Annotated in this window: 11 protein-coding genes; 5 read left to right on the top strand and 6 right to left on the bottom strand. The window is 64.6% G+C overall.

All coding sequences use genetic code 11. The features are described from left to right. Position 1: 1 nt before the first annotated feature. The 3 genes from M8A51_RS01780 to M8A51_RS01770 form a co-directional block, all read right to left on the bottom strand. On the bottom strand, positions 2–1,981 hold the full coding sequence (locus M8A51_RS01780; protein WP_251776394.1) for a flagellar biosynthesis protein FlhA: 1,980 nt from the start codon (positions 1,979–1,981) through the stop codon (positions 2–4). A 22-nt stretch (positions 1,982–2,003) separates the two neighbouring features. Beyond that, positions 2,004–2,795 carry a lytic transglycosylase domain-containing protein gene (locus M8A51_RS01775; RefSeq protein ID WP_251776393.1) on the bottom strand — a complete coding sequence of 264 codons (792 nt, stop codon included), beginning with the start codon at positions 2,793–2,795 and terminating at the stop codon, positions 2,004–2,006. Positions 2,796–2,932: 137 nt separating this feature from the next. Beyond that, entirely contained in the window at positions 2,933–4,690 is a 1,758-nt protein-coding gene (locus M8A51_RS01770) for a carboxylesterase/lipase family protein (protein ID WP_251776392.1), read from the bottom strand. A gap of 435 nt (positions 4,691–5,125) precedes the next feature. Between M8A51_RS01770 and M8A51_RS01765 the strand changes: the two genes are divergently transcribed. The 5 genes from M8A51_RS01765 (at position 5,126) to nhaA (ending at position 10,113) form a co-directional block, all read left to right on the top strand. Further along, positions 5,126–6,073, top strand: coding sequence for an alpha/beta hydrolase (locus M8A51_RS01765; protein WP_251776391.1), 948 nt, complete (start codon positions 5,126–5,128; stop codon positions 6,071–6,073). Between the two features lie 161 nt (positions 6,074–6,234). Then, the gene (locus M8A51_RS01760) at positions 6,235–7,035 is read left to right on the top strand and encodes a lipase secretion chaperone (RefSeq protein ID WP_251776390.1); all 801 of its coding nucleotides are present in this window, start codon (positions 6,235–6,237) and stop codon (positions 7,033–7,035) included. Between the two features lie 477 nt (positions 7,036–7,512). Then, a complete protein-coding gene (locus M8A51_RS01755) occupies positions 7,513–8,094 on the top strand; it encodes a hemerythrin domain-containing protein (RefSeq protein WP_251776389.1) in 582 nt (193 codons plus the stop codon). A 248-nt stretch (positions 8,095–8,342) separates the two neighbouring features. Continuing rightward, positions 8,343–8,699, top strand: a complete 357-nt coding sequence (locus M8A51_RS01750) for a hypothetical protein (RefSeq protein ID WP_251776388.1) — start codon at positions 8,343–8,345, stop codon at positions 8,697–8,699. Between the two features lie 61 nt (positions 8,700–8,760). Next, positions 8,761–10,113, top strand: coding sequence for a Na+/H+ antiporter NhaA (gene nhaA / locus M8A51_RS01745; RefSeq protein WP_251776387.1), 1,353 nt, complete (start codon positions 8,761–8,763; stop codon positions 10,111–10,113). A 517-nt stretch (positions 10,114–10,630) separates the two neighbouring features. Here nhaA and M8A51_RS01740 read toward each other — a convergent pair. From M8A51_RS01740 to M8A51_RS01730, 3 genes are all read right to left on the bottom strand, one after another. Next, the gene (locus tag M8A51_RS01740) at positions 10,631–11,029 is read right to left on the bottom strand and encodes a hypothetical protein (RefSeq protein ID WP_251776386.1); all 399 of its coding nucleotides are present in this window, start codon (positions 11,027–11,029) and stop codon (positions 10,631–10,633) included. Positions 11,030–11,097: 68 nt separating this feature from the next. After that, positions 11,098–11,376, bottom strand: coding sequence for a sensor histidine kinase (locus M8A51_RS01735; RefSeq protein WP_368408509.1), 279 nt, complete (start codon positions 11,374–11,376; stop codon positions 11,098–11,100). Continuing rightward, positions 11,367–11,987, bottom strand: a complete 621-nt coding sequence (locus M8A51_RS01730) for a sensor histidine kinase (RefSeq protein WP_251776385.1) — start codon at positions 11,985–11,987, stop codon at positions 11,367–11,369. The genes M8A51_RS01735 and M8A51_RS01730 overlap by 10 nt, the downstream gene beginning before the upstream one ends. Positions 11,988–12,062: the final 75 nt, after the last annotated feature.

The following is a 12,062-nucleotide window of genomic DNA, read 5'->3' as shown; positions in this document are numbered from 1 at the left end:
GTCATGCCGCCTCCAGCAGGGTGGCTGACGGAGGCGGAAGCTCCAGCCGGTCGAGCACGTCGAGTTTCACGTGAGGCATCAGTTCGTGATAGGACAGCACCGGCATGTCGAAGCACTCCGGTTCGATGAGCTTGCGCAGGTGGCGGCGTACGTCGACCGTCGTGACGATGGCATCGGGCTTGCGTGCCTGCACCGCCTGTTCGATGCGGCGCACGATGCGCTGCGCGACCGCTGGATTGAGCGCGAGCTGGTGCACGCCGCCGGTGACGCGCACCGCCTGGCGCAACTGGTCCTCCAGCCCGGGCTGCAGCAGCAGCGCGCGCATGGTTCCCTGCGGTGCACGGCGGTGGCTGATCGAGCGCTTGAGCGCCATGCGTGCGAACTCGGTCAGCGTGAAGACGTCCTTCTCGCGTTGCCCCGCTTCGGCCAGCGCTTCGAGGATGTCGCGCAGGTTGCGGATCGGCACCTCCTCTTCCACCAGCCGGCGCAGGATCTCGGCCAGACGCTGCATTGGTATCGCGCGCAGCGTCTCCTTCACCACGTCGGGGTAGTCGCCACCGGCACGGGTGAGCAGCGCGCTCGTTTCCTGAATGCCGAGGAACAGCGCCGCATGTCGCCTCAGCGCCTGCTCGACCGCGACGGGAATCGCGGCCAGCGCCGCATCGCCTTCGATCCGGCCGCTGGTGATCGGCACCTCGAAGGCCAACAGCCGCCATGCCTGCGCCTGACGGTCACCCACCAGGTGCAGCGTGATGCGCGGCAGGGGCAGGCCCAGATGCAGGTGAAACTGCTCCAGCACACCCTCGAGCGCATGCACCAGCACGCGGGCGGACGCGGCGTCGAGTGCGCCCTCGGGCAACTCCAGCAACAGCGGTACCGAAGGCTGCATCTGCGGCACCGAGGTTGCCAGTACCTGCGGCGCATGCTCGCGGCGCTTGGTCACGGCCTCCAGCGCGGGTCGAGAGACGCGATCGAAGCGATGCCTGAGTGCCGGCGTCAGCAAGGCACCGGCACTACCCACCACCGCGCCCAGCGCCAGGAACACCAGCGCGGGGAAGCCCGGTACCAGTGCCATCAGCACGCAGATGCCGCCGGCCACCAGCAGCACGCGCGGCTTGGCCGTGAGCTGGCGACGGATCGCATCGCCCAGGTGCTTGTCGTGCTCGTCGTCGGCACTGCGCGTGACGATCAGGCCGGCCGACATGGCTGCCAGCAGCGCAGGGATCTGTGTCACCAGCCCGTCACCGATGGTGAGGAGCGAGTACTTCACCATCGCGTCGCTCATCGCCATGCCCTGTTGCATCACTCCCACTGCCAGCCCGCCGAGCAGGTTGATGAGGATGATCACGATGCCCGCGATCGCATCGCCCTTGACGAACTTCATCGCACCGTCGAGGCTGCCGTGCAGCTTGCTTTCCTGTTCCAGCTCGCGCCGCTTGCGGCGCGCTTCGTCCTTGTCGATCAGGCCGGAGCGCAGATCGGAGTCGATCGACAACTGCTTGCCCGGCATCGCGTCGAGCGAGAAGCGTGCCGCGACCTCGGCCGCGCGCTCGGCGCCCTTGGCGATGACGATGAATTGCACCACCGTGATGATCAGGAACACCACCAGTCCGACCACCAGGTTGCCGCCGGCAACCACCTTGCCGAAGGTGTCGATGATGTGGCCGGCGTGGCCTTCCAGCAGGATCATGCGCGTGGTCGCGATCGACAGCGACAGGCGGAACAGCGTCGTGATCAGCAGCAGGCTCGGGAACACCGAGAACTCGAGCGGCGCGGCGATGTAGATCGCCACCAGCAGCAGCGTCACGCCGACCAGGATGTTGACCGCCACCAGCGCATCGATCGCCAGCGCCGGCATCGGCAGCACCATCAGCGCGACGATCGCGATCACGCCGGCCACCAGCATCAGGTCGCTGTAGCGTGCAAAGGCGCTCTCGGGAGCGGGACGTGCGGCCGAGCGAAAGTAGGCAGACAGGCTCATGCGTCGGACGGCGGCTGCCGATTCAACGATGCGTCGACGAGACGGCCAGCTCGGATTGCTGGCGTTTCCAGCGCAGGTAGCGATCGAGCACCTCGGTAACGTAGCGCTGCGTCTCCGGGTAGGGCGGCACACGCCGGCCGTATTTGTCGACCGCGCCTTCGCCCGCGTTGTAGGCGGCCAGCACAAGCTTCAGGTCCTTGCCGTAGCGGCGTTGCAGCCACTTGAGGTAGGCGGCACTGGCGCCGAGATTGATGCGCACGTCATGCAGTTCGCGGTGGGGTTCACGGACGCCGAAGCGGCGCGCGGTGGCCGGCATCACCTGCATCAGCCCGCGTGCCCCGGCCGGCGAGACGGCGCGCTCGTCGTGGCGCGACTCGACTTCGGCGATGGCATGCAGCAGCAGCGGATCGATGTCATGCGCACGCGCCGTCGCGTCCACGTCGGGAACAAGTTGCAGCGCACGGCGCATGCTGAGCGGCACTGAGGCCGGCGGCGAGGCTCGCTCGACCACGGCCAGTACCGGCTGCACCAGCGCCCGGTCCCGAGCGTCTCTCACGGTACGCGGTCTTGTGTCCGGCAGCCCGTACAGCGACAACTGCTGCGCCGGCTCGGCGGGGTGTTCTTCCCGGGCGCCCGCCGCCGATGGGCACCATTGGGCCGCGAGGAAGAATTTCTCGCGGCTGCCATCGATGCAGGCCGCCGCAGGCAGGGCGGCGAAGGCCAGCAGCGCCGCTCCTGCGATCTGCAGGCGCGGCAGGCCAGCCCGGCCCGGGCGCCGTACAGCTTCGTCCATCGAACCGCGGAACCGCCTCATGCGTCGTCTCCGTTTTCGATCTGTGGACCGCGCCATGGCTTGCAGCCGTGCCGCCGAGGCGGCCGGTTGCAAAGCACAGCGCGGCGCGACCGGCAAGCTGCCGGCAGTCCTGCTCGGCGAGCCTGCCAAGCCGAAGCTCACCGCATGCCGCCACGGAACGGGTCGACGTTGGCCGGCAGTGCGTCGAAGTCGATCGCCTTCCGGATGAACTCCTTCTGCTCGGCCGACAGCAGCGAGTAGCGAGGCCAGAAGAACAGATGGTCGTCGGAGGACATGTAGGAACGGTTGTCCAGCACCATGCGCTTGTCGCCCCAGGTGAAGTTGGTCCAGTCGTTCCAGTAGGTCTGCCCGTCGAACAGCCTGCTCGGGCGGCCGTAGCGTGCAAAGCTGGCCACGTGCCGGATGAACCTGTCCGACAGCGCCCTGCTTGCGCTCTCGTTGGCGCTGGTCCACGCGAACCTCATGACGTGCGGCTGGTCGGTCACGAAGTTCCCGAACAGGAACGCAACGTCGATCCCGTGAAAGGCGCCCAGGGCCTGCTTCCAGGGTGCGGGTGTGTCGTCCCAGTCGAAGTTGTAGCGGAACAGCATGTTCGGCCCGCTCGTCAGGCGCATCAGCCGCAGCGTGTTGTCGGTGATGAGACCGTAAGCATAGCTGAGCACCTGGTGCGTCTGCGTGTAGATCGGCTGGAACTCGGGCTTGATGAGCTGATCGTAGGTCACGGTGCCCGGTGGCGCATAGTTGGCCAGGTGCCAGTACTCCTGCGGCGTCGGCCGCCCCATGCCGGCCAGGTAGAGGGCATAAGCGCCTTCGTCGCGAGTCGAACCGATCATCAACGGCACGCGGTTGTAGTGGCCGGCCACCAGCCCGGCCAGTCCGCTGCGCCGGATCACCGTGCCGTCCGTGAAGTGCCCCGGCACGACGGGCGCTGGCGAGAACTTCATGATCTGCGCTGCACTCGCACTGCGCAGCAGCTCGGCGATCTGGGTATTGCTCATCAGTACGCGCAGCGCGGCGGCGTGCAGCAGATCCGATGCACGGCCTGTGTCCACGAGCAAACGATCGATCAGGTAGTTGGCCGCGACATGCCCAATCACGGGCGGGTAGCCGTTCGGAATGCCCGACGTGCACAGGGCACGATGGAACTTTCCTGCGGCCAGTGGCGACTGCAGCAGCCCCCAGGTGTTGATGCAGCCGGCCGACTGCCCCGCCACCGTGACCCGGTCCCTGTCGCCGCCGAAGGCCCCCGCATTGGCCTGAACCCAGTCCAGGGCACGCACGAGGTCGAGCGTCGTGAAGTTGCCGGAGTCGTCCAACGCATTGCCGGTTTTCACGGCCGGGTGGTTGAGCCAGCCCAACATGCCCATGCGGTACTGCACCGTCACCACCACCATGTTGGCCTTGCGAGCCAGGTAGGCGCCGTTGTAGGTCGGCTCTCGCGCCGTGCCCTTCAAATTGCTGCCACCGTGCAGCCACACGAACACCGGCAGGTCGTCGGCGGTCGAATTGGGCCGCCAGACGTTGAGATATAGGCAGTCCTCGCTGCCGACCGGGTGGCCGAAGGTGGCCGGGTCGGGTTCGCCGAAGAAGCTGCCGACTTGTGCACACATCGGCGCCATCGTGGTCGCCGGACGCGAGCCGCCCCAGGGGGCAGGCGGTTGCGGCGCACGCCAGCGCAGTTCACCCACTGGAGGTTGGGCGAATGGGATGCCGAGAAAGGCGTGCGTATCGCTCGCATCGACCTTGCCGTGGATCTGCCCGGCGTCGAGCGTGCGGGTCAGGCTGCGGTCATAGGCAGCATGCGCCACCCCGATGCTCAGCCAGCCTGTGAGGAGCAGCAGTGCTGCGTAAACCAAGGCACGCGAGCGGGCCGCGCGCGAAGGTGACTCATCCATGTTCGTCTCCTAGTGTTGCAGGCGTGGACTCGTTGCCCCGCCGTAGACCATTCTGACCAGCAAGGACCGGCGCTGCAGCGTGTTCATGTACCGATGCCCACTCGGAATCTTCCGATTGACGCGATCGTGCGTCGGGTGTCAACCGAGGGACATCGGCACGCACTCGCCGCATGTACTGGTCTGGTCAATCGGATAGGAGGCTCCGCGTCTCGCCGAGACACCCTACGTTCAGGGTTAACGCTCAGCGTGCAACTCCGGAAACCGCACCGGAATAGTCCGATGGGCTCGAGCGAGCCGTCCCCATAACGTGTCCCCGGGTCAATGACCGTTGTCGCATCAGCCGCATGAACAGCGAGAGAGGCGGCCTTGACCTGCTGGAGCAGGAGAAGCGGGTGTTCGCCTCTTCCGTTCATCCACTCATAGGGGACATATCCAATGGAACGCACGCATGGACTTTTCATGTTGAGATCAATGCGAGGGGCAGCCGCTTCACTGGGGAAGCTGCTGGCATTGACTGCAATCACCGCGGCAGCCTCGATCGCTCACGTGCCCGACGCACAGGCTGCGCGCTGCAACCGCGACAGTATCGGCAACTGGAAATGTTCTTTCCAGGAACGCAAGCACACCTTCAACTCCAACTCGCTGTTCGGCTGCGTCGGTATGCCGATCTCACGGCACGTGCGCTACGAAGTGCCCGAAGGCACGCCACCCGCAGGAGGGTGGCCGGTGGTCTTCTACTACAACGGTTTCGTCGCGGTCGGCAGTCCGCAGCAGAACCCCTTTGACTCCCGATGGTGGGAGCCTTTCGGCGCCGTCTACGGTTCGCGAGTCCTCCATGAGCTGCTCGACGATCCGAGGGGTACCGGAAAGAAGTACGCGGTCATTGCCGCGGAAGCACCGACCGTGGGGTTCGTCACGCAGTTCTGGGACACCAACGTTCCTTTTCCCTACGAGTACTCGAGCGACGCTTGCTTTCTGCCAGACCTGTTCGAGGAAGCCAAGATGGGCGCCTACGGGCCGGTCGACATGACGAAGCGCTATGCGTTCGGCATCTCGAGCGGGGGATACAACACCAGCCGCATGGCAGTGACGTTCAACAAGAACTCGGAGTGGTCCGCGCTGGCCATCGTGGCCGGTTCTTACGCCACCTGTTCAGGCCCGCTGTGCTTCATCCCGGACAAGCTGCCAAGCAACCACCCGCCCACGAAGTTCTATCACGGCGTTTTCGACTTCGTCGTTCCTGTGACGACGATGAACCGATACCATGAAAAGCTGAAATCGCAAGGCGTTCCTACGGATCGGGAGCTGCACTATGGCGGGCACGAGTTCGGACCACCGACCGTCGGTCGCAGCGGCATCAAAGCCTGGTTCGACCGGTTCTGATCAACGGCGCAGATGCTTACGACGAAGGGGTCACCGTGGCGGCGTCAGTTCCCTTGGCGTCGCCATGTCTTTCGTTCGTCGAGTTTGCGCAGAGGATGTCTCGTTGTGCGACGAAATCCTCTACGCTTTCGGGACAACGCGCCGCGCAATGAGGTGAAGCCATGACGGATTTTCGATGGGGCTGCATCGTCGTCGCCAGTCTGCTTTTCGCGCTGATGGGAGCGGCCGGTTGGTGGTGGAAGGAACCACCTTCGTCTGCCAGAGATCAACCGAAGGCTGCGGCAGATCTGGCGCCGCCCACTCCTGCCGATGCCTATACAGGGGCCGGCGCCATGCATCCGAACCCGACCGTCGCCTTCACGGGGCTGTCCGCAGACGTGCCGAACTCGATGCCCGGGCTCCACCCGGCCCAGTTGTTCGAGATTGGTTTCGGTGGCGGGCTCATCATCAACGCCGACACCCGGCGAGCCATCGAGACACTGCTTATGAACATGTCTGCGGGCCCTTCCGCGGACGAACTCGAACGGCTACGCGCGGCTCTGCGTGAGGGCTTGCCGTTCGATGACGCGGAAGAGGTGATGAAGCTGCTGGGGAACTACCGCGAATACTCGGCGGACATGAGCCGGCAGCTACACCAAATGGAAGCCCCGCAGACGTCGCAGGAGGTGAATGAATATTTCGAGCGCGTGGAGAGTATCCAGCGCCAGCATCTGGGTGAAACGACTGCCGCAGCCTTCTTCGAGCAAGAGATGCTGTTGGCACGTCTGAGCATGCAGACGGTGTTGATCAACCATGACCCCCACCTCGACGACACCCAGAAGCAGGCGCAGATTGCGGCACTGCGAGCGCGGCTACCGGCCCACCAGCAGAACCTGCTGCCGCCAGCCGCCATCGAAGAGACCGTCTCGGCAGGGTCGGTGTCACCAGCGAACAGGAAACCCGCACGCGGCCCGAATGGATGATTTTCGCGCAGGCCGCTCGCAAGCGTGGAGCACTGCGCAGCAAAGACCCAGGTACACACTCAGGTCTCTACCAAGCTTCGCAGAAGTCCACCGACTTCTGTGGGATGCACGGGTGAAGGGAACACGTTCGACCTTCCAACCCGTTGATTGACAATAACCTTATTCCGCTCGCACTTCGGAATTGGCCAGACTGTGTACCAGCTCTTCACGACCGACGACGGCTGGTCGTCCCTGGCCATCTTTCAACGGCTACTGATGAGCGTCTGAGGCGACGGGCCCGCGACGCCAGGAAACTGCGAGGGCGTTGATGTCCATGTACTCAGTGCAAGCCCTTCCGCCATTCTTGGTTCAATCAAGAACATGAACTCGATAGAGTCCTTCGCTCTGCCGGCTATGTGGCGCGAGGCACAGACACTGAAGGTGCGGCATGCGACCCTGGAGATACCAGCGGCGCACACTGCATCGCAAGGAGTAGTCATGAGTCACCATCCTCAGGTTCGAGACGAACCTTCATCCCGCGCCATTCCCGTGCAGGCCCAACGAGTACGCTCGCCGACGGACGATACCGACGCACTGGTCGTACTGCGTGGATACCAAGACGCGTTGCTGCGTCTCTTCGTCGATCTCGATGACATCGGATCGGCTGTCGATCAAGGGGCCCTGCTGCCAGACCGCAAGGCGCGGCTAGTAGGCGAATTGTTGCGCGAGCTGAACCTGCTGATCCAGATCGAAGATGAGGTGTTCTACCCTGCCGTACGCGAAGCCGTCAGAAACGACGCGTTGATGAACGTTCTTGATGTGGAACACCAAGTGGCGATGCAGATCGTCATGGAGATCGACGACATGGAGCCCGATGACGAGTTGTACAACGCGCACCTTGACGTTCTGGACACGAATGTCCGCCGCCACATCGAGCAAGAGCAGTCGGTCTTGTTCGACATGATCCGGCGGAGCAAGCTGGGCGCAGAGCAACTCGGCAGAAAGATGGTCGCGATGCGCGCTGCATTGCTGTTCAACGACGATGCCATCCCGCATGCGAACCGTTTGCCTGCGAGGTAGGGGCTTGCTCGGCGCGCGCCAAGGCTCGTCGGCGGACAGCCAGGGGTCGGCGTGGGCCCACGCGGCTTCTACATCCGCATCCCATTCTGCAACAACACTCCCTGCAACTGCCCAGCTGGGGATTCCCATGGAAAGTCGACCCTGAGTCCTGGTTAGTGCCGCCTCAATTGAGGTCGAATGCTCAGTGCCTGGCCGGGCGTCCGGATCACCTGCCGAGCCATCAACATTGATGCAACTGGAGGACCGCTATGACTATTTCCATGCAAATCAAGCCTGCACTGATCGGTGCCGCTACCGGAGCCGTTGCCACGGTCATCGCCGGGTTCACGTGGGCAGGATGGGCCACGCGCACAGATGCGGAGACCGCAGCTAACATGCGTGCCGACCATGCGGTGACCGCTGCCTTAGCGCCCGTCTGCGTCGAGAAATTTAGACGAGATGGCGATGCACGTACCCACCTCACTGCACTGAAGGAAACCCGTACATGGTCGCAGGGAGAATTCGTGGAGAGAGGCGGCTGGGCCCGGGTGCCCGGTACGCATACGCCAGAACAGATATCTGCTGTCGCAGGTGCGTGTGCCGCGCTGCTCGTCAACAGCGGCTAAAAGGGCGGACAGATCGAGTCGGGCGCGTTGACTGCCATCGGCCGTGCCCGGCGAGCCGAATATGAGCGATGACAGTTCTCGGGCGGCGTACGACCGCGATCTTGCTCGGCTACCGAAAGCGCTTGTTGATCGATTCGCTCCGTCGCTCTCGAGGTTCCTGCGCATCGAGGCAGCCGCCGGCGCCATCCTTCTGCTCTCTACGACGGCGGCGCTCGCGCTGTCCAACTCGCCGTGGAGTGCCGAGTTTCTCGGCGCGTGGGACGTTCACGTCGGATTCCGGGTGGGCCCGCTCGACTATGGGCGCTCGCTGAAGGATTGGATCAACGACGGCTTGATGACGTTGTTCTTCTTCCTCGTCGCGCTAGAGCTCAAACGAGAGCTGGTGCTGGGCGAGTTGAGCGAGCCGCGGGTTGCCGCGTTATCGGTCGTGGCAGCAATCGGAGGCATGGTGGTGCCGGCTGCGCTGTATCTGGCACTTCAATGGGGACTGCCTGGTCAGCACGGCTGGGGCACCGTGATGGCCACCGACACGGCATTTGTCGTGGCCTGTCTGGCACTGTTGAAGGATCGCATTCCGAAAAGCTTGCGCGTGTTCATGCTGTCGCTGGCCATCGTCGACGACATCGGCGCTATCCTCGTCGTCGCAATTGGATATAGCCATGGACTGAACTGGGCCATGCTCGGTGCAGGTGCACTGTGCATAGCTGCTGTGCGCGCCATGGCCATGGCCGGCTTCAGGGCCCTCCCGCTCTACTTCGTCGCCGGCGGGTTTGCATGGGTCGCAATCGACGCTTGCGGAATTCATGCGACAACCACCGGCGTCATTCTCGGACTGATGACACCGGCCCGCCGCTGGGTCAGCGACAAGCGACTGTACGCCATCCTGCAAAGGGTGGTCGCCCATCCCACCCAAGACCTGCGCAGCGGCAGTACTCGGGATCGAAAGAGCCTGCAAATTGCAGAAGTGGCTGCGAGAGAGACGCTGGCACCCGTCGAGCGGCTCGAAATGGGGCTGCACCCCTGGGTGGCCTTTGCGGTCATGCCGCTGTTCGCGTTCGCCAACGCCGGACTGTCGCTATCTTGGGACGACTTCGCCCATCCGGTGACGGCCGCCGTGTTCGCGGGGTTCGCCGTGGGCAAACCACTGGGCGTCTTTGCGTTCAGCTGGCTGGCCGTGCGGGCGGGATTTGCCGTGCGGGCGCCGGACCTCAGCTGGAGGCAGATCGCAGGAGGAAGCATCTTGGCGGGCATCGGTTTTACGATGGCGCTCTTCATTGCGGACCTCGCCTTTGCTGCGCCGCTCATCGGCAGCGCGAAGCTGGGCATTTTCCTGGCTTCCGCCTTCTCCGCGGTGGCCGGGCTTGTTCTGTTGAGCCGAGTACCTCCCCAGGTTCCGGCCCCCTCTTCTCGCTGACGCCATGTGGACCCGGCATGAGATATCCATCGGAAACGATGCGCTGATGAGAATATGCCTGGCCTCAAACCTCAGAGCCCGAGGTAGAGAGACGCCCGTGGCCCCGACGCCACCGCGGAGATGCTGCGATTCTTCTTCGAGCAGACCCGGCGTCAGAGCACATGGATCCGCCCCCGGCGCGACAGTGAGCGCTCGACCTCATCGGTGTGGCGTCACACAGACGCCGTGGCCTGGTCAGGGGAGCATGGTCCGTGCAAACACCAAACCCGCCGCCACGCCGGTCGCCCGCGGAGTAAGCTGATCACCGAGCAGCAAATCGCATCTGTCAAGTACCGCTTGTCCAAGGCCGAAGGCGACAGAACCGCGTGGCAAGCCGCGGGGCGCCAGGAAAAGTACCTCGAAGCGTATTTCCTGGCCGAATCGCTCGAGTGCGAACTCGACAGGCTCGTAAAGCAGGCCCTCGCGGAAACGCCCCCCTCCCCCCCGCGCCCGGGCTGAAGTGGCCGCGCCGAGGGCATCAGGTGCTGCCGCGTGCCCTGTCCAGCCGGGCGTACGCAAGGGCATCTCGCAGGTGATCGTAGTGAAAGCCCTGGAAGACGTACCTGCCCGCCTCGTATGACACGCCCAGCGCCTCCATCTCGGGCCGATCGGAAGTTGCCGGGAACTCCGGCTCGCCGGTGGTTGCGCCTTCAGGCGTCACATCCTCATCCAAGCCGTGCAAGGCACGGTCACGCTGCAACCGCGCATACGCAAGCGCGTCTTCCAGGTGGTCGTATCGATACGCTTGAAAGCAGAAGTGGCGACCGTTGTAGCGGATCTTCAGTTCCGCCATGAGGTCCTCGCTGTCCTGCGCCGGCACGCCCCTCGGCGCTTCCTTGAAAGCCCGGTGGTCCGGCTCGGCGGGGGATGAGGGCATGTCCTCGCCTTCCTTGTAGAGAGGGCTAGCAGAAGCAGCCTCCGGCCCGGCGCGCGCTGCAAATGTGTTCATGTGCACCTCCTCCGGTTGCTGTCAACGGCGGGGGTTGCGACGGTGACGTGGGCCGCCAGGGGCAACCGCACCGAGAACTCGCTGCCGAGGTCCCGGCCGTCGCTGTGCACGGTCACGGCCCCACCGTGGCGCTCGGTGATCGCCTTGGCCAGGGCGAGCCCCAGCCCCAGGCCGCGAGGCATCGCCTGCTCGCTCCCTGTGCCCTGGAAATACGGCTCGAACAGATGACGGAGCACATCAGCCTCGATGCCCCGGCCGTTGTCCTTCACGCGCACGCAACAACTGCCGGCCGCCACCTCGACGTCGATTTCGATACAGCCCCCTTCCGGGTGTAACGCGCCGCGTTGGACAGAAGGTTGGCGAACACTTGCGCCAACCGCGTCCTGTCGGCGTACACAAGGAGCTTGGCATCGGGCAGCCTGCCCCGGAGCCGGTGACGCATGGCGTGGCGCAGGGGAGCTGTGGTCTCCAGCGCATGGGTCACCACCTCACGCAGCGAGACGTGCTCGCAGTACAGTGCCATCCCGTCGCGCGCCGTGCGCCTGGCATCGAGGAGATCCTCCACCAGCCGCACCAACGTGCCGAGTTGCCGCCCGACGATGGCGCGCTCCCGCGCACACTGGGTACCGATGCGGCGATCGATCAGCACCAGAGCCGCACTGATGGCCGATAGCGGGCCGCGGAACTCATGCGCCACCAGGGCCAGGACGTCGGCTTTCTCGGTATCCGCTCCCGCGACCGCGCCACCGTCGAGGGCGGCCAGATGCCGCAGGCGCTCGCGCCGCACGTCGCCCGAGGCCTTGAACATGCCGGCTTGGGCAAGTTCGGTGGCCGTCCTTGTACCCGCATCGTCCTGTGCGGCATTGGCGTTGACTGAGTGCGTCATTGAGAGGACCCTTTGCTTTGCATCGGACCACGTTGGACCTCCCGTGGCAGGCTGTCTGTGCGGTCGCCGACATAG

Origin of the sequence: Caldimonas mangrovi, from assembly GCF_023721835.1 — a bacterium.
Taxonomy (GTDB): Bacteria; Pseudomonadota; Gammaproteobacteria; order Burkholderiales; family Burkholderiaceae_C; genus Caldimonas; species Caldimonas mangrovi.
The sequence above is the reverse complement of the archived record's forward strand: the minus strand, read 5'-3'. Positions and strand labels throughout refer to the sequence as shown.

Bases quoted from the DNA above. Each gene is read 5' to 3' on its own strand.
- M8A51_RS01765 (WP_251776391.1), top strand. From the start codon at position 5,126: ATGGAACGCACGCATGGACTTTTCATGTTGAGATCAATGCGAGGGGCA.
- M8A51_RS01755 (WP_251776389.1), top strand. From the start codon at position 7,513: ATGAGTCACCATCCTCAGGTTCGAGACGAACCTTCATCCCGCGCCATT.
- M8A51_RS01780 (WP_251776394.1), bottom strand. From the start codon at position 1,981: ATGAGCCTGTCTGCCTACTTTCGCTCGGCCGCACGTCCCGCTCCCGAG.
- M8A51_RS01760 (WP_251776390.1), top strand. From the start codon at position 6,235: ATGACGGATTTTCGATGGGGCTGCATCGTCGTCGCCAGTCTGCTTTTC.
- M8A51_RS01770 (WP_251776392.1), bottom strand. From the start codon at position 4,690: ATGGATGAGTCACCTTCGCGCGCGGCCCGCTCGCGTGCCTTGGTTTAC.
- M8A51_RS01775 (WP_251776393.1), bottom strand. From the start codon at position 2,795: ATGAGGCGGTTCCGCGGTTCGATGGACGAAGCTGTACGGCGCCCGGGC.
- M8A51_RS01730 (WP_251776385.1), bottom strand. From the start codon at position 11,987: ATGACGCACTCAGTCAACGCCAATGCCGCACAGGACGATGCGGGTACA.
- M8A51_RS01750 (WP_251776388.1), top strand. From the start codon at position 8,343: ATGACTATTTCCATGCAAATCAAGCCTGCACTGATCGGTGCCGCTACC.
- nhaA (WP_251776387.1), top strand. From the start codon at position 8,761: ATGAGCGATGACAGTTCTCGGGCGGCGTACGACCGCGATCTTGCTCGG.
- M8A51_RS01740 (WP_251776386.1), bottom strand. From the start codon at position 11,029: ATGCCCTCATCCCCCGCCGAGCCGGACCACCGGGCTTTCAAGGAAGCG.